The organism is Gandjariella thermophila, assembly GCF_005405885.1.
Lineage (GTDB): Bacteria > Actinomycetota > Actinomycetes > Mycobacteriales > Pseudonocardiaceae > Gandjariella > Gandjariella thermophila.
In genome coordinates this window covers 54,657-70,756 of sequence record NZ_BJFL01000001.1, presented here as the reverse complement: position 1 = coordinate 70,756, position 16,100 = coordinate 54,657, and the positions used below count along the sequence as shown (strand labels likewise).

General features: G+C 71.3%; 17 protein-coding genes. 11 read left to right on the top strand and 6 right to left on the bottom strand.

Translation table 11 applies throughout. The features are described from left to right. Positions 1-817: 817 nt before the first annotated feature. Entirely contained in the window at positions 818-1,447 is a 630-nt protein-coding gene (locus FFT21_RS00345) for an alpha-ketoglutarate-dependent dioxygenase AlkB (protein ID WP_137811667.1), read from the top strand. Between the two features lie 238 nt (positions 1,448-1,685). Here FFT21_RS00345 and FFT21_RS00340 read toward each other — a convergent pair whose 3' ends face one another. After that, the gene (locus FFT21_RS00340; protein WP_225977994.1) at positions 1,686-2,285 is read right to left on the bottom strand and encodes an Rv1733c family protein; all 600 of its coding nucleotides are present in this window, start codon (positions 2,283-2,285) and stop codon (positions 1,686-1,688) included. A 585-nt stretch (positions 2,286-2,870) separates the two neighbouring features. Between FFT21_RS00340 and FFT21_RS00335 the strand changes: the two genes are divergently transcribed. Next, positions 2,871-3,743: a hypothetical protein gene (locus tag FFT21_RS00335; RefSeq protein WP_137811666.1), complete on the top strand. Its 873-nt coding sequence runs from the start codon at positions 2,871-2,873 to the stop codon at positions 3,741-3,743. An 11-nt stretch (positions 3,744-3,754) separates the two neighbouring features. Here FFT21_RS00335 and FFT21_RS00330 read toward each other — a convergent pair whose 3' ends face one another. Beyond that, entirely contained in the window at positions 3,755-4,237 is a 483-nt protein-coding gene (locus FFT21_RS00330; protein WP_137811665.1) for a bifunctional nuclease family protein, read from the bottom strand. A gap of 271 nt (positions 4,238-4,508) precedes the next feature. On the opposite strand from FFT21_RS00330, the gene FFT21_RS00325 reads away from it, so the two are divergent. After that, positions 4,509-4,919 (top strand): VOC family protein, encoded by a 411-nt coding sequence (locus FFT21_RS00325; RefSeq protein WP_137811664.1) that lies wholly within the window; start codon positions 4,509-4,511, stop codon positions 4,917-4,919. 55 nt (positions 4,920-4,974) lie between these two features. Here the strand turns inward: FFT21_RS00325 and cynS are convergent, their stop codons facing one another. Next, a complete protein-coding gene (cynS, locus tag FFT21_RS00320) occupies positions 4,975-5,418 on the bottom strand; it encodes a cyanase (RefSeq protein ID WP_137811663.1) in 444 nt (147 codons plus the stop codon). 128 nt (positions 5,419-5,546) lie between these two features. Continuing rightward, a complete protein-coding gene (locus FFT21_RS00315) occupies positions 5,547-7,121 on the bottom strand; it encodes a hypothetical protein (protein ID WP_137811662.1) in 1,575 nt (524 codons plus the stop codon). A gap of 504 nt (positions 7,122-7,625) precedes the next feature. Here FFT21_RS00315 and FFT21_RS00310 point away from each other — a divergent pair. The 8 genes from FFT21_RS00310 to FFT21_RS28690 all read left to right on the top strand — a co-directional run bounded on the left by FFT21_RS00310 (position 7,626) and on the right by FFT21_RS28690 (position 13,953). Continuing rightward, positions 7,626-8,510 (top strand): DMT family transporter, encoded by an 885-nt coding sequence (locus FFT21_RS00310; RefSeq protein ID WP_225977993.1) that lies wholly within the window; start codon positions 7,626-7,628, stop codon positions 8,508-8,510. 252 nt (positions 8,511-8,762) lie between these two features. Beyond that, on the top strand, positions 8,763-9,809 hold the full coding sequence (locus tag FFT21_RS00305; RefSeq protein WP_137811661.1) for an NADH-quinone oxidoreductase subunit B family protein: 1,047 nt from the start codon (positions 8,763-8,765) through the stop codon (positions 9,807-9,809). Positions 9,810-9,824: 15 nt separating this feature from the next. Continuing rightward, positions 9,825-11,627 (top strand): nickel-dependent hydrogenase large subunit, encoded by a 1,803-nt coding sequence (locus FFT21_RS00300; RefSeq protein ID WP_137811660.1) that lies wholly within the window; start codon positions 9,825-9,827, stop codon positions 11,625-11,627. A gap of 14 nt (positions 11,628-11,641) precedes the next feature. Next, complete coding sequence (locus FFT21_RS00295) at positions 11,642-12,211, top strand: NifU-related iron-sulfur-binding protein (RefSeq protein WP_137811659.1); 570 nt, start codon at positions 11,642-11,644, stop codon at positions 12,209-12,211. Positions 12,212-12,216: 5 nt separating this feature from the next. Then, a complete protein-coding gene (locus tag FFT21_RS00290; protein ID WP_137811658.1) occupies positions 12,217-12,873 on the top strand; it encodes a DUF5947 family protein in 657 nt (218 codons plus the stop codon). Between the two features lie 41 nt (positions 12,874-12,914). Further along, positions 12,915-13,124, top strand: coding sequence for a hypothetical protein (locus tag FFT21_RS00285; RefSeq protein ID WP_137811657.1), 210 nt, complete (start codon positions 12,915-12,917; stop codon positions 13,122-13,124). Continuing rightward, complete coding sequence (locus FFT21_RS00280; RefSeq protein ID WP_137811656.1) at positions 13,121-13,795, top strand: DUF6084 family protein; 675 nt, start codon at positions 13,121-13,123, stop codon at positions 13,793-13,795. The genes FFT21_RS00285 and FFT21_RS00280 overlap by 4 nt, the downstream gene beginning before the upstream one ends. Next, positions 13,792-13,953, top strand: coding sequence for a DUF6893 family small protein (locus FFT21_RS28690; RefSeq protein WP_153816521.1), 162 nt, complete (start codon positions 13,792-13,794; stop codon positions 13,951-13,953). Before FFT21_RS00280 ends, FFT21_RS28690 begins: the two co-directional genes overlap by 4 nt. A gap of 235 nt (positions 13,954-14,188) precedes the next feature. On the opposite strand, the gene FFT21_RS00275 is transcribed toward FFT21_RS28690, so the two are convergent. Both FFT21_RS00275 and FFT21_RS00270 read right to left on the bottom strand, forming a co-directional pair. Beyond that, positions 14,189-14,545, bottom strand: coding sequence for an STAS domain-containing protein (locus FFT21_RS00275; protein WP_192909314.1), 357 nt, complete (start codon positions 14,543-14,545; stop codon positions 14,189-14,191). A gap of 100 nt (positions 14,546-14,645) precedes the next feature. Then, positions 14,646-15,926 carry a glycoside hydrolase family 27 protein gene (locus tag FFT21_RS00270; RefSeq protein WP_225977992.1) on the bottom strand — a complete coding sequence of 427 codons (1,281 nt, stop codon included), beginning with the start codon at positions 15,924-15,926 and terminating at the stop codon, positions 14,646-14,648. Positions 15,927-16,100: the final 174 nt, after the last annotated feature.

Sequence of the window (16,100 nt, the reverse complement as noted above, 5' to 3'; positions counted from 1 at the left end):
CGGTATGTCCGGTTTCGAGATGTACGCCGCCGAAGGGAGTCGTCGTGGTTCCGCTTGCCCCCATTGAACGTCAGCGTGCCTGGACGTCGTATCCGCCAACCGACTAGAAAGGTCGCGGCCGAATTGCTCCGGTCGGGCTGGGCGACGGAAACAAAATTCAACCCGGAATCGAGATCACCGACCCGGTCGGCCTAGTCCCGACGCCCGATGGCCTGCCGCTCGTCGCCCGAACGGCCTGATCAGCGCCCTGTGCGGGAACTTGGCGTCCGGTGGGACAGACCCACGGAAACACGCACCACACTGCGCCGAACGGGTTCTTCCCGCCGCCGAGGGCGCCGATGATTATTCGGATCACACCACGGTGGGAACACCGGGGACGTCGCACCCGACCGCATTACCGTCCCGGTCTCGACCGCCCACCGCGGACCCGTTTTCCTGTCTCGCCGATTGCCGGTCCGCGCGGTCGGAAAGATTCGCACCGGTCCCTCGTGGGGGAACGGTGCCGTGGGCCGGGGCCTGGCGGTGCGCGAATGACGGGGACGGCGCACCGCCAGGCCCCGGGTCGTGCGCCGACGCCTTGCGCTCGGGAAACGCCGGTGATCCGCGCGGTGCCGTTGCAGTTCGGCGCGTTCCGTGTTCTGGGTAGGCGCCCCGCGCCGGGTGCGGAGCACGTCGGGGGGACATAGCGCGGCCCACCCGACGCGGGGCTTGCCTTGTATACGAGCGTGCCCGCCGTTCGGTTCACCGCCGCGGTGCGCGCGAGCGCGAAAAACCGGAGCGTTAGAACATCAGTTCGAACCGGGGTACGCTCGCGGACATGCCCACTGGGTGGCAGGCCTCACTGTTCGACGCCGCGGAGGCGGTCGGCCTTCGACCGTTGACCGCGGCGCGGCGCACGGTGCTCGACCACGGCGCCTGGATCGAGCTGCTGCCGGGCTGGCTGACCGGCGCCGACACGCTGTTCGAGCGGTTGGCTGAGCAGGTGCCATGGCAGGCGGAACGCCGCCACATGTACGACCGCGAGGTCGACGTGCCCCGCCTGCTGTGCTTCTACGGCGAGGACGACGACCTGCCCGATCCCCTCCTGGACGAGGCACGCACGGCGCTGAGCGACCATTACGGCGCCGAACTCGGCGAGCCGTTCCGCACCGTCGGCCTGTGCTACTACCGCGACGGCCGGGACAGCGTCACCTGGCACGGGGACAGGATCGGCCGAGGCAGCACCGAGGACACCATGGTCGCGATCCTCTCCGTCGGCGCCGCGCGGCCGCTGCTGCTACGCCCGAGGGACCACCACGGCCGGACAATCCGGCACGCCCTCGGCCACGGTGATCTGATCGTCATGGGCGGCTCGTGCCAGCGCACCTGGGAGCACGCCGTACCCAAGACGAACCGTCCGGTGGGACCGCGGATCAGTATCCAGTTCCGGCCTCGCGGCGTGCGGTGAGCCCTGCCCCTCGATGCTTGGTGTTGGCCGCCGATGGTAGGTGATGCTGGTGCGACATGATTTTAGTCAACACTGAAGACATCGACAAATTTGACATAGAGAGGTGTGTGCGACCCGGTCTCCACCGCGGCGGGATCACATCGTCGAGGTCAACAACTGCCGCCCCACGAAGCCCACACTCCCCCAGAGCACCCCTGTCCAGGAACGATGCGGGGCGGCAGCAAGCAGAGGTGCCAGCTCAGGACCGGGTCCAGTGGCCGCTGATCAGCGCCCACTCACGATCCCACTGCGCGGCACGCTGACGGTCAAGGCACCATCGCCCGGCCCAGTAGAGGCCGGTCAGCAGAAGCACGGCGGCCAACCATACGAAGACGCCGGTGAGAACACCGTTCATGGCCGCATCGGCGGAACTGATCGGCGACGCGGCAAGGTCGCCAGAGCTGGTCAGCCAGATTGGCACCGTGCTCCCGGCCCGGTCTCCGGGGTGGGCGGCGACGTTGCCGTGCCGCTCGACACCGTTGACGGTCCAGCGCGCCGGCACATTCGCCGCGCTGGTGTCGACCGGCTGACCCTCGCCCGTCACCACCGGCGGCGGCGCGTCAGCCAGCAGGGTCGCGGTCGCCGGACGCCGGTCGGCCCTCTGGTGCGCGGCGACTGCCAGTTCGCCCGCGTACGCGCTGGAACCGATGACCGCCGCCAGCGGGAACGCGAGCAGCACGGCCAGCACCACGCCGATCAGCATCGCCGCCTCGATGCGGTCCCATGGGCGGGCCACCGGATTGCGGCCGGGGTGAACACGGCGCCAGAATCGAGCCAGCAGACCGTACGATCCCTTCACCGCGCCTGTCCCCCTTCGCATTGGCAGTCCATGTTCTCCTTCCCCAATACCCGGTGAAGACGAGTGTCGATACCACTGTGGCCGGACGGCGCCCGAATGGCCGCTCGATGAGACCAAGGCCGCTGTGAGTTGCCCCTCACCGGCCACACGTCGTGGCCCGTGTGGTGTACAGGGACACGAAAACGCCGAGCCGAGGTTCACCTGTTGGCGATCACGGACAGATCACCGCAGTCCCGACGAAACGCCCGACGGACGGCCGCATGGCCGGTTACTGTCGCGCGATAGTGGATCGCCCCGGGAAGGCGGCCACACATTGCTTCCAGTGCGCCGGGTCGGGTCGCCTGACCGCTTTGCCTCCCCGCCCCCGCTCCGTGCCTGTGTCTTTTTTGACGGCTTGCCGGAGCGGTGAACTGGATAAGATCATTTTGATCTGGACTGAAGATATCGACTTTACAAGACGGACAAGGCATACTTCGATCTACACTGAAATCATCGGCACAAACGAGGTATCGCGAGAAGCATGGCGGCGCGCGGCGGGCCGCATATGCCGGCTGCTCGGCCATGTGCGGTGGTGTAGTGGGGGTGATGGCGAGGAATTCCGATCCGGTGGACGTCGACGCGGTCGCCGACGAGCTGTACGCGCTGCCCCGGGAGAAGTTCACCGCGGCCAGGGACGCGCACGCGCGGGACGCCCGCGCGGCCGGGGCGGCGAAGGCCGCCGATGCCATCGGCAGGCTGCGCAAGCCGACGATGGCCGCGTGGCTGGCCAACCTGCTCAGCCGGGAACATCCGGACGAGGTGCGCGGCCTGGTGCACCTGGGCGAGTCGCTGCGGGAGGCGCATCGCGAGGTCGCCGGCGACACGCTGCGGCAGCTCAGCCAGCAGCGGCACGAGCTGGTGCACGCCTTGGTGCAGCAGGCCAAGGCCCTCGGCCACGCGCACGGGCACCGGGTCAGTGACGCGGTCGCCGACGAGCTGCGCGCGATCATCACCGCGGCCCTGGCCGACCCGGAGGCCGCCCGGGCGCTGGCCGCCGGCCGGCTCACCTCCGCGCACGACGTGCCGGCGGACACCGAATGGACCTGGCCGGCCACCACCGAGCAGCCATCGGCGCCCCGTGCGAAGGCCCCGCGCCGGACGGCGACCACCACCGCCGAGGAGCGCCGCACCGCCCGGGCGGAGCGGCTACGCCGGGATCTCGCGGAGGCCCGGCGTGACGCGGAGCAGGCGGACGCCGAGCGGGAGCGGGCCGAGCAGGCGCTGGCGGACGCCAACCGGCGGGCGGACCAGGCGGACGAGGCAGTACGGGAGCTGCGGGAACGGCTGGACGCGGCGGAGCGGGACGCCATCGACAGCCGCCGGCAGGTGCGGACCGCCCGGCGCGAGTACGACACCGCCGACCATCGGGCCCGCGCTGCCGCGCGGCGAGTCCACGACCTGGAGAAAGAACTGGACTGAGCGCCGGCGGGTCAGCGCGACTCGCCGCCCCCGAAGTCCTCCGGCGACACCGAGTCGAGGAAGTTCCGGAACCTCTCGACCTCGTCCTCGTCGTCCTGCTCCTCGGGGAGCAGCACGCCGGCCTCGGCCAGCACGGACTCCTCGGCGTGGATCGGCACCCCGGCGCGGAGCGCGAGCGCGACCGAGTCGCTCGGGCGGGCGGACACCCGCACGTCGCCGTCGAAGATCAGCTCGGCGTAGAAGGTGCCCTCGTGCAGGGCGGTGATGCGGACCTGCTCCAGAGTGCGACCGAGGGCCAGGATGACGTCCTTGAGCAGGTCGTGGGTCATCGGCCGGGGCGAGCGGACGCCCTGCTGTTGCAATGCGATCGCGGTGGCCTCCGCCGAGCCGATCCACAGCGGCAGGCACCGTGCACCGTGGAGCTCGCGCAGCAGCAGTACGGGTTGGTTGCCGGGCAGCTCCAACCGGACACCCAGGACGCGCATCTCGGTCACGAGCGGTCCTCCCTCGGTGAGCGGTGCCGTTGTCGTTCCCTGTTCGAGGGTCCCCCACCCGGCGGGCGCCCGCCAGTCCCCGGACCTCGACCGGACCGCCGTCGGACGGCCCATCACCAGCTTAGAGGTCGAAACGGCGGCGCGGCGCGCCCGCTGACCAAGCGATGCGCAGCGGCGGCTGCCCGCCCGATCCGGTGGCCAGCCGTCAACCGGGTAGGGAGTTCCCAAACGGACAAGCCAGGCGGGCCGCGCCGGACGGAGACTTGCGGGTATGACGGACACCACTCCACTACCCCAGGTCTGGCCCACGCTGCGGGCCCGTGACGCGCGGGGCCTGATCCGCTTCCTGGTCGACACGTTCGGCTTCGAGGAGACCGCGGTCTACGGCGACGGGGACCGGGTCGAGCACGCCCAGCTGTCCTGGCCGCCGGGCGGCGGCGTGATGCTCGGCTCGGTGCGGGACACCCCGGAGGACCCCTGGCCGGTGCCGCCGGGCAGCTTCGGCGCGTACGTGGTCACCGACGAGCCGGACGCGCTGTACGCCAGGGCGAAGGCCACCGGCGCGGAGATCATTCAGGACCTGCACGACACCGACTATGGCTCCCGGGGCTTCGCCGTCCGCGATCCGGAGGGCAACCGGTGGTCCTTCGGCACCTACCGCGGCGAGCCCCGCAAGGGATAGCCGCCCGCACCCGGGTGGGGCACCCGCCCCGACACGGCGGCCACCCCACCCGGTGCTACCACTGGTACGGCAGGAACTTCCCGTCGAGCGTGACCACCACCCGGTCCCCCGCCGGATCCGGGACGCGCTGCACGTCCAGCCGGAAGTTGATCGCGCTCATGATTCCGTCGCCGAACTTCTCGTGGATCAGTTCCTTGATCGTCGGCCCGTAGACCTGGAGCACCTCGTAGAACCGGTACATCGTGGGGTCCACCGGGACGGCCGCGCCCAGGGCGCCCCGGGTGGGTTGCAGCAGCAGCGCCTGCACCACGTCGTCGCCGAGTTCGAGGACGTCCGCGGCCGCCCTGGCCTCCGGCTCGGACATCGGGTGCTGGCCCAGCAGCGCGGCGGTGGTCCAGGCGACCGGCCTGCCTACCGCCTCGCCCAGCTGTGCCCAGCTCACCCCGAGTCGCGCCTTGGCAGCGCGCACCGCGGCGGCGGCTTCCTGCTTGGTCAACACGGCTCGCTCCCTTCCCGGTATGGCGGTGTGGCAGTGGCCGTCCGGCTGACACCGGGGACGGCTCCGTCCAGCATGTCGCCGCCGATGGTGTGCCGCCGTCTCCGCGACGGCTCCCGCCGTCGGGGTGGTCACCGGGTGGCGGCCGCCGGAAGCAGGTCGAGATGGTTCGGCGTGGCCCAGCGGGACGAACCGGTGAACGTGGGGTCCTGGCCGGGGCCGTCCACCCGGCGGAGCTGGTAGACCAGCGGCACCGGCCGGAGGTTCCGATCGAGATGCCGGTAGTTCAGCTCCAGCAGGAACCGGCCGACCGGGCCAACCTGCGCCTCCCGCTCGGCGAGCGCCGCGGGCAGGTAGCCGCGGTCGGAGAAGCCGTCCATGATCTCGCAGCCGCAGAAGAAGGCCAGGGTGCCGATCTCGTCCGGGCTGCCGACGGCCGCCGACCCCACCCGCTCCCGCAGGGCCGATCCCATCCGCGCGTAGTCGGCCGGGGTGAACCCGTTGGACATGATCGGTGCCTGCGTCCACGGCAGGCCGTTCGCGCCAGCAAAACCGCACTGGGCGGCGACTAACAGGGCCGCCGCCGCGGTGGCCGTCACGGCACCCACCCGGGCCGGCGGGCGTGCCGCCGAGGTCGACGCGAGCCCGACCGCCATGGCCAGGAAGATGGTCAGCGCGGTCACCGTGGGCGCGTAGTACCAGTGGTACGGCGCGACGCCCAGTCCCACGTAGATCGCGTAGTACGCGACGCCGCCGACAGCGAGCAACGCCGGGACGTCCAACCGGCGCGGACCGGGCCGCCGGAACCGGATCGCGCGGATGACCGCCCAGCCCGCCAGGGCGGGCAGCGCCAGCGCGGGCGCGAGCAGCGCCAGCACCGTGGCGGCCGGGTACTTCCCCAGATAGAGCTGGATGCCGTTGCCGAAGAACCAAGTCCCCCAGCCACGCAGGAGCTGCTTGATGACCAGGGTGTCCGGGATGGCCGAGCCCAGCGCGTACCAGCTCCAGGCGTACCACGGCAGGGCTACCACGGCCGTGGTGAGCACGATCTTCCACCAGCCGCGCCACAGGCCGGGCCGGCCGAGCAGCAGCACCACGACGAACACCATCATGTCCAGCCGGGCCAGCGCGAGCAGCCCGGCGACCACGCCGAACAGCGCGGCGTGCCGCCGGACCGTGGCCAGCACCAGCAGGCCCAGCAGCGCCGCGAACACGTCCACGCTCATCCCCAGCGCGGACAGCAGCAACGGGTTGAGCACCAGCAGCAGCGTGCCGAGCAGGCCGGACCACGGCGGCAGGCCGAGGTGCCGGGCGGTGGCCCGCAGCGCGTGGACGAGCACGGCCGAGCAGGCCACGAATACCACGCCGACGGCGACCACCGGTGAGCCGGTCACCCGCGTCACCGCCGCCAGCAGAGCCACGTACAGCGGCGTGGTGGCCGTGTTGTTCGGATGCCCGGGAATCATGCCCCACTCGCCGTGCCAGGCGAGCGTTCGCGCGTAGTCCAGGGTGATGTACGCGTCGTCGATCAGGCTGCGGTGGACCAGCACGAACACCAGCCCGGTGAGCACGGCCACCGCGGCGACCGGCGCCGCGCCGAGCAGCCGGTGCCATAACCCGCGGGCGCGATCGGCGGGACCCGCGGCCCCGACCGCGGTCGCCACCCCGTTCCCACCGGAACCGACCAGGTCCATGCCGACGTCCACCGGGCGCCGCCCCCTCCGAAAAGACCGTCCCGCGAGGCCGACGCCGCCGGGGATACTCGGGAAGCCACGGTCGCTGTGTGCCCGCGGGGAACCGTGGCCACACACCGCCGCCGCGCCCTGGTCCCCGTCTGCTCCCGCGGCTGACCGGCGCGGCTTCCCGGTCTGCATATCGAAACGGGCCGGCGAGAATTACACGATCGGCACAGTGCGCCGCGGCACAGTTCGGCAGAAATCGCCGCGCGGCACCACCGCGAGCCACGTGGCGCTGTGGTGACGGCCCACCGCCTAGCGTGCTCGATGTCGGACCTCCCGTGTGTCCGATCGAAGCCGTCCCGGCGGGCGTAGTGGGGAGCCGCCTCGCCGGGGCGGTTTCGTACGCACGGCAAGGTCACCTCCGCCGACCGGCCACCCGGTAACACCTGGTGTCATCCGGCGCGACCCGGGGAAACACCGCAACATGGGCCGGCGCACGGCCTCGGAAGGCTCGGCAGGACGGTGACCGGCGTGGTGGTACTCAGCGTGGTTCTCGCGGTGCTCGCCTCCGCCGCCAACGCGACGGCGTCGGTCCTGCAACGCAAGGGCGCGCGCCGGGAACCGGCCAGCCGCAGCGTTGGCATCCCCATGCTCTGGGACCTGCTGCACCAGCCCGCCTGGGTCGGTGGCGTGGTCGCCATCGCCGCGGGTTTCCTGTTGCAGGCGGCCGCGCTGGGCACCGGACCGATCGCCCTGGTCCAGCCGATCCTGGTGTTCGAGTTGGGCATCACCCTGCTGCTGTCCGGCGTCGTGTTCCACAGCCGGCTGCACGTCAGAGAGTGGGCCGCGGTGGTCGGCATGAGCGTCGGGTTGGCGCTGCTGCTCTACGCGCTGGATCCCGGCGGTGGCGACCCGAGCCGTGCCCCCGTGGCGGCATGGGTGCTGGGCTGCGCGGTCAGCGTCGCGGTCGTCGCGGCGCTGACGATCGTCGCCCACCGGAACCAGCATGGCCGCCGCGCCGCATACCTCGGCGTGGCCACCGGCGTCTCGTTCGGGTTCACCGCCGCCCTGGTCACCGGGATGACGGCGGCATACGCCGGCGGCATGGCCGGGGTGCTGACCGCCTGGCAGACATACGGCGTGCTTGTCGTCGGGCCGGCGGGATTCCTGCTGTTGCAGGACGCGCTACGGGCGGGTCGGCTGGTCGCCTCGCAACCGGGGCTGACGCTGGCCAACCCGCTGGTCGCGATCGGCTGGGGCGTCGCGGTGTTCGACGAGCACGTCCGCGGCGGCGGGTGGATCACCGCCGAGGTCGGTGGCGCGGGCCTGATCGTGGCGTGCACGCTGCTGCTGGCGCGCTCGCCGTTGCTGCAGGGTCCCGGAAGCGAACGGGAGGAGGACACCGCTCCGCGCTGAACCGGCTGGGCGGTATTTCAGCCGCAAATGGCGCGTGAAATCGCTCCGGCGGCATGTTCGGTTCACTTCCGCGCCCGCCGAACAGCGCGGACAAGAACGGTACGACAGCATCCCGAAGACCACAACTCGATCGATCTGTTCCATCCTCGTGACCCGTTCCGGGGACTTTCTCGAAAAGCGGACTCGGCCCAGAATGGGCGGGGTACCGAGCCGCTGGAGCCAGACACGGCTCGGCTGGGGGGAGGCACGCCGATGAGCGTCCAATCGATGACGCCGGGCTTCGAGGAGATCCATATCCTGTGGACCTCGGAGGGCATGAGCTGTGACGGCGACACGATCTCCATGACGAACGCGTCGCTACCGAGCATCGAGGACGTCGTGCTCGGCGCGGTACCCGGGCTGCCCAAGGTCCACCTGCACAACAAGGTGCTCGCCTACGAGAACGGCGCCGAGTTCATGGAGGCGTTCCACCGGGCGGCGAATGGTCAACTCGACGCGCCGTTCATTTTCGTGGTCGAGGGATCGATCCCGAACGAGAAGATCAACGGCGAGGGCTACTGGACCTCGATGGGCAACGACCCGCGCACCGGCAAGCCGAGAACGTTGAACGAGTGGATCGACCTGCTGGCGCCGAAGGCGTGGGCGGTGGTGGCGGCCGGTACCTGCGCCACCTATGGCGGGATTCACGCGATGGCTGGCAACCCCACCGGCTGCATGGGGCTGGCGGACTACCTCGGCTGGGGGTTCCGCTCCGCGGGTGGCCTGCCGATCGTCAACGTGCCGGGCTGCCCGGTGCAGCCGGACAACTTCATGGAGACCCTGCTGTGGGTGCTCTACCAGGCCGCGGGCGCGGCCCCGCCGATCCCGCTGGACGACAAACTCCGCCCCACCTGGCTGTTCGGCAAGACGGTGCACGAGGGCTGCGACCGGGCGGCGTACTACGAGCAGGGTGACTTCGCCCGCGACTACAACTCACCGAAATGTCAGGTGAAGGTAGGTTGCTGGGGCCCGGTGGTAAACTGCAACGTCACCAAGCGTGGTTGGATGGACGGAATCGGCGGGTGCCCCAACGTCGGCGGAATCTGCATCGGCTGCACCATGCCCGGTTTTCCGGACAAGTTCATGCCGTTCATGGACGAACCCCCTGGCGGGACGCTGTCTTCGGCGCTCATGAAGGTGTACGGGCCGTTCATCCGAGTGATGCGCGGAATCACCAACCGGGGCGCCAACACCGAACCGAAATGGCATCACAATCGGGACAAGCTCACCAGCGGCTACCAGCCGCGGTGGCCGCACTAGGGGCGGGAGCAGAACATGGTGACAGGGAAGACCACCCCCGGAAGGGCACGCGCCGGCGAGCGGCGCAACCTGGTGGACGTCGAGTTCGACCCGATCACCCGGATCGTGGGCAACCTCGGCATCTACACCAAGGTGGACTTCGCCAACCGGGAGGTGGTCGAGTGCAAGAGCACGTCGTCTGTCTTCCGCGGTTACAGCGTCTTCATGAAGGGCAAGGACCCGCGCGACGCCCACTTCATCACCAGCCGCATCTGCGGAATCTGCGGCGACAACCACGCCACCTGCTCGGTGTACGCCCAGAACATGGCCTACGGGATCAAGACCCCACCGCTCGGCGAGTGGATCATCAACCTGGGCGAGGCCGCGGAGTTCATGTTCGACCACATGATCTTCCAGGACAACCTGGTGTTCGTGGACTTCTGCGAGCGGATGGTGGCGGAGACCAACCCCAGCCTGCTCGCCGGCGCCCAGCGCACCGAGGCGCCGCGCGCCGGCATCCACGGCTACCGCACCATCGCCGACATCATGCGCGCCTTCAACCCGTTCGAGGGCGAGGTCTACAAGGCGGCGCTGCGGATGAGCCGGCTGACCCGGGAGATGTGCTGCCTGATGGAGGGCCGGCACGTGCACCCGTCCACGCTGTACCCGGGCGGCGTGGGCACCGTGGCCACCCCGCAGCTGTTCACCGACTACCTGGTCCGGCTGACCCGCTGCCTGGACTTCGTCAAGAAGGCGGTGGCGCTCAACGACGACGTGTTCGACTTCTTCTACCAGGCGCTGCCCGGGTACGAGGAGGTGGGCCGGCGCCGCACCCTGCTAGGCTGTTGGGGCTGCTTCCAGAACCCCGAGTCGGTGGACTACGACTACCGCAACATGACCCAGTGGGGCCGGGACATGTTCGTCACCCCGGGGATCATCGTCGACGGCCAGCTGGTGACCACCAGCCTGGTGGACATCAACGTCGGCATGCGGATCCTGCTCGGCAGCTCCTACTACGAGGACTGGGTCAACGAGGAGACCTTCGTCACCCACGACCCGCTGGGCAACCCGATCGACCAGCGGCACCCGTGGAACCAGACCACGCTGCCCGCGCCGCAGGCCCGCAACCTCGACGGAGGCAACTACAGCTGGGTGATGAGCCCCCGCTGGTACGACCCGCGCAGCGGGGACCATCTCGCGCTGGACACCGGCGGCGGCCCGCTGGCCCGGCTGTGGGCCACCGCGCTGGCCGGCCTGGTCAACACGCCATACGTGCGCTCCACCGGGACCAGCGTGCAGATCGACCTGCCGCGCACCCCGGAGACGCCGGAGATGCGGCTGGAGTGGAAGCCACCGGCCTTCCCCAACACCATCGAGCGCGACCGGGCCCGCATCTACTTCGTCGCCTACTCCGCCGCCATGGCGCTGCACTTCGTGGACAGGGCGCTGGAGGAGGTGCGGGCCGGCAGAACGAAGGTGTTCACCGACTTCGACGTGCCGGACGAGGCCATCGGCGTCGGCTTCCACGAGGCGGTGCGCGGCGTGCTGTCGCACCACGTGGTGATCCGGGACCGGAAGATCGCGAACTATCACCCGTACCCGCCGACCCCGTGGAACGCCAGCCCCCGCGACGTCTACGGCACCCCCGGGCCCTACGAGGACGCGGTCCAGGGACAGCCGATCTTCGAGGAGAACGGCCCGGAGAACTTCAAGGGCATCGACATCATGCGCACCGTGCGCAGTTTCGACCCGTGCCTGCCGTGCGGCGTGCACATGTACCTCGGCGGCGGGCGGGTGCTGCGCGAGGTGCACACGCCGACCTTCGGCCGGACGGAATAGCGCCGGGGACCGCGATGTGGGAGCAGCGCGAGGTCCACGACCGCGTCGGGCACGCCGAGGCGGCACTGGCCGACCTGGAGTCCTGGCAGGACTCCCCCGGCGGCGCCGCCGGGCTGGCCGCGGTGCGGGAACTGGTCGCGCTGTACGGCGAGGCGCTCGACCGGATCGTGCGCCACCTCACCCGGGCCAACCCGGAGCTGCCCCACGAACTGGCCGCGGACGAGCTGGTCGGCCACCTGCTGCTGGTTCACGACCTGCACCCGGTGGACGTGGCGAGCCGGGTGCGCCAGGCGCTGGACCGGTTGCCCGCCCCGCACACCACCGCGGAACTGCTCGCCGTGGAGGACGATCTGGTCCGGGTCCGGGTGACCGCCGCCGGCTGCGGCTCCTCCGCGGACGGGCTGCGTGAGGCGGTGGACGTGGCGGTGCGCGCCGCGGCTCCGGAGATCGAGACGGTGGACGTGACCGTCACCGCGCCGGCGACGACCGCGTTCGTCCCGCTGGACGCGCTCACCGCCGGTGCCGGGCGGGGACGCGACGGCGGCGACCCCGGCCAGGTCGAGCCCGCCCCGAGGGCGTGGTGAGCGCGATGGGTCCCGCCCCGTCCTTCCACGCGCACCGGCTGCGGCGGATCGCCCGCCGGCCCGGTGCCGCCGGCGCGCCCGCGGGCACCGAGGGCTGCGAGATGTGCGCCGAGCCGGTGCCCTCGACACACCGGCACCTGCTGGAGATCGGCGCGGACGGCGGGCACCGGGTGCTGTGCGCGTGCCAGGCGTGCGCGCTGCTGTTCGACCACCGTGCCGCGGGCGGTGGCCACTACCGGCTGGTCCCGCAGCGCCGCGTCCCGCTTCCTGATTTCCGGATGGACGACCTGCTGTGGGCGGGACTCGGCGTGCCGGTGGACATGGCGTTCTTCGTCCGCCACGCCGACGGCGCGGTGACCGCGCGGTATCCCGGCCCGCTGGGCACGGTGCGCGCCGCGGTGGTGCCCGAGACGTGGCGGCGGATCGAGGAGCTCAACCCGGAGCTGTCCGGCATGGACACCGACGTGGAGGCGCTGCTGGTGCGCCGCAGCCGGGACAGCCGCGAGCACTGGCTGGTCGGCGTGGACGACTGCTACCGGCTCGCGGCGCTGGTCCGCACCTGCTGGACGGGCATCTCCGGCGGCTCGCAGGTGTGGACCCGGCTCGAGGAGTTCTTCGCCGGACTGCGCGGCGAGGCGCCGCACCGGCGGGAAGGCCCGTGACCGTGTCAGGCCGCGCGCACGCGGCGGAAGGAGGAGGGATGATGGCCAGCATCAGGGTCGGCAAGCCGCACGTGAAGGCGGACACCCCCGCGCACACCAGGGGCGTGACCGAGGGCAACAGCCGGGGCCACTACGACAGGCAGCCGGGCCACCTGCCGGACGGCCGGTCCACCGCCCGCCGCTCCACCGGGATTCACCCGAAGGCCAGGAACCCCATCCTGCCGGGCATGCCGAACCTGTCGCCGGCATGACCACCGCGGCCACACCGCGCACCGGCCCGCCCCGGCTGGCCTGGCATGTCGCCGACGTCAGCGAGCAGCACCTCGCCGTGGTGCCCACGCTGGACTTCCACCTCGCCATCGACTGCGCCGACGGGGTCGCGGTGCACACCATCGCGCTGTCCACCTCGGTGCGGCTGGCCGTGCCGGTGCGGGGCTACGACGAGCCGACCCGCCGCCGGCTGCATGCCGTGTTCGGTGCCCCCGAGCAGTGGGCGAGTAGCCTGCGCGACCTCACCTGGGCCCAGGTCACGGTGATCGTGCCGGCGTTCACCGGGCACACCGAGGTGCGGCTGCCGGTGCCGTGCGGCTCGGACATGGATCTCGCCGCGGTGAGCTACCTGCACGCGCTGCGGGACGGCGACCTGCCGCTGCGCTTCCTGTTCAGCGGCACGGTGTTCTACCACGCCGACGGGCGGCTGCGCGCCGCCCAGGTGCCGTGGGACGCCGAGGCCGCCTTCGCGCTGCCCGCCGAGCGCTGGCACCGGCTGCGCGCCCGCTACTTCGGCGACCGCCGCTGGCTACCGCTGCCGCTGGACAGCTTCGACAGGCTGCACGCCTACCGCGCCGAGCACGCCTACCCATCGTGGGACGCCACGATCGACGCGCTGCTGAACCACGCCACGACCGGGAGGAACGGATGAAGAAGCGGCAGCACTCCTACCTGAGCACCCGACGCGGGGTGTACCTCTCCCCCACCGTGCTGCGGGTCGCGGCCGGTTTCGCCGGCGCGGCCGCGGTCGCCGTGCTGCTGGTGAACCTGCCGGACATGCGCCGCTACGCGAAGTTTGAGCGGATGTAGCCCGGGCTGGGCGACCACGGGCCCAGACATAGGCCTGCCCGGGGGCACTTTCCCGCCTTTCGGCGGTGGGTCCAAAGCGACCCTTCACGGTCGCTCGACCTCTTTTCGTGCCCTCGGGCTCGGTCGCCGGGTTTCCCCAGCGCCGACTAGTGTCCCTCCGCCACGTGACGGGCCGCCATGGGACTTTCGCCCCGAACCGCCGGGACCCAGGACCCGGATTTGCCGCGCCTCGGGCTCAGTTCGAGGACGACAGCGCCTCCTCCAGCGAGGCGGACAGGCCGACCGACTCGGCCACGCCGGTCAGCCGGAACACCCGCACCACGCTGCGTCGATTGGCCACCACCCGGAGCGAACCACCGGCGTCGCGGGCCAGTTCGGCGAGGCGCACCAGCCCGGACAGGCCGGCGGAGTCCAGGAACGGCACCCCCCTGAGGTCGATCACCACCGGCCTGCCGTTCTTCACGTGCGGCTCGATCTCCGCCTGCAACACCGGTACGGCGGCAAGGTCGATCTCGCCACCCACCGTGGCCACCACCGCGTTGCCTTCCTGTCGGCACTGCACCCACGCATCGGACGGGGTCAGGCCCGGCATGATCATCTCCCTCCGCCAGACGCAGAGCGTGACATCCAACGTAGTCCCGATCAACCCGCCCGGACCAGGCCGCTCGGCCACTAGGTGCCGGCGCGGCCGCTCAGGGCAGCGGCCGGACGACGAGCAGCGCCGTGTCATGGGCACCCACCGCCGCGGTGAGCGCGCCGGTGGACGTCCACTGCCGGCCGCTCCACGCGTCGCGCACCAGGTAGCCACGGGCCGGTGGCAGGCCGACCTCTGCCGTCGTGGCGGCCATGTCCGCGGTCGCGTCGCCCCGGTTGTACACCGCCACCGCGACCCCCTCGACCAGCGGCCTGACCCAGACCTGCACGTCCGTGCCGCGGATCCGCCGCCCCTGCCGGCCGAGCCGGTCCTGGTCGACCGCGATGACGTCGCGGTTGGTGAGCAGGTCACGGGTGGCGGCGTCCATGGACCGCACGTCGTTCCCGGCGATCAGCGGCGCCGCCATCATCGCCCACATGCCGAGGTGGGTCCGCGCCTCGGCGGGGGTCAGGCCGGGCAGCCCTTCCGTGCCGGGCACGCCGATCTCCAGCATGTCCGGGTCGTTCCAGTGCCCCGGTCCGGCCCGCGCCGCGAGCGCCGCGTTCACCTCGATGATGTCGCTGATGCCCAGGCAACCGGCGCCGCGCAGGCCGGTGTGCCATGCCGCGGTGATGTCCTGGGTGGTGCGGCTGAGGTTGGCCAGCCCGGACCAGTCGTGCGTCTCGCCGGGATTGGCGTCCTGGTGGCTGTTGGCGTTGATGCTGTAAACGATCGGCCGGCCGGTGGCGCGCAACGCGTCCCGCATCAGCCGGAACCCGGCCACCAGATCGCCGAGATCCCCAGACGGGGAACACCAGTCGTACTTCAGGTAGTCCGCGCCCCACGCGGCGATCGTGCCCGCGTCCTGTACTTCGTGCCCCCTGCTCCCGGTCGCACCCGGGTAGTCGCCCGCGTACTGGGCACAGGTCCGCGTGGCCGGGGACAGGTAGATGCCGAACCTCAGGCCCCGCTCGTGCACATAGCGAACCAGCGCCGGGATGCCGCCGGGGAACCGGTCCGGTGCCGCCCGGAGCTGCCCGTCCGGGCCGCGTCGCGGGTCGAACCAGCAGTCGTCCACCACCAGGTACCGGTATCCGGCGTCCCGCATTCCACTGGCCACCAGCGCGTCCGCCACACCCCTGATCTTGGCCTCGTCGATGTCGCAGCCGAAGGCGTTCCAACTGTTCCACCCCATCGGTGGCGTCGCGGCCAACCCGTCCCGCCCCATCGCCGCCGGGCTGTCGTCCGGACCCTGCGGCACCGCGGCCGCCGCGCCGGCCAGCACCAGCAGCAGCACGGCGACGAGCAGCAGCCGCCCGGTGAGCACGGCGGTCGCCACGCGGACTCGATGCAAGACATACCCCCGCCTCGTATCGATATTCGGGCTGGCACGGCGCCAGCCGGCGCGCCACCCAGCCGACCCTAGGGGCCGCTCCTGTGAGCACCCTGGACGTCGCCGAAACACCGGGCAGCACCTCCTGCCGGCGACCCCATCGGGGAAGAGGTAGCGAGC

Excerpts from the sequence above, each read along its gene's own strand:
- FFT21_RS00325 (WP_137811664.1), top strand. The coding sequence starts at position 4,509 with ATGACGGACACCACTCCACTACCCCAGGTCTGGCCCACGCTGCGGGCC.
- FFT21_RS00275 (WP_192909314.1), bottom strand. The coding sequence starts at position 14,545 with ATGCCGGGCCTGACCCCGTCCGATGCGTGGGTGCAGTGCCGACAGGAA.
- FFT21_RS00285 (WP_137811657.1), top strand. The coding sequence starts at position 12,915 with ATGGCCAGCATCAGGGTCGGCAAGCCGCACGTGAAGGCGGACACCCCC.
- FFT21_RS00345 (WP_137811667.1), top strand. The coding sequence starts at position 818 with ATGCCCACTGGGTGGCAGGCCTCACTGTTCGACGCCGCGGAGGCGGTC.
- FFT21_RS00300 (WP_137811660.1), top strand. The coding sequence starts at position 9,825 with ATGGTGACAGGGAAGACCACCCCCGGAAGGGCACGCGCCGGCGAGCGG.
- FFT21_RS00295 (WP_137811659.1), top strand. The coding sequence starts at position 11,642 with ATGTGGGAGCAGCGCGAGGTCCACGACCGCGTCGGGCACGCCGAGGCG.
- FFT21_RS28690 (WP_153816521.1), top strand. The coding sequence starts at position 13,792 with ATGAAGAAGCGGCAGCACTCCTACCTGAGCACCCGACGCGGGGTGTAC.
- FFT21_RS00290 (WP_137811658.1), top strand. The coding sequence starts at position 12,217 with ATGGGTCCCGCCCCGTCCTTCCACGCGCACCGGCTGCGGCGGATCGCC.
- FFT21_RS00280 (WP_137811656.1), top strand. The coding sequence starts at position 13,121 with ATGACCACCGCGGCCACACCGCGCACCGGCCCGCCCCGGCTGGCCTGG.
- FFT21_RS00305 (WP_137811661.1), top strand. The coding sequence starts at position 8,763 with ATGAGCGTCCAATCGATGACGCCGGGCTTCGAGGAGATCCATATCCTG.
- FFT21_RS00335 (WP_137811666.1), top strand. The coding sequence starts at position 2,871 with ATGGCGAGGAATTCCGATCCGGTGGACGTCGACGCGGTCGCCGACGAG.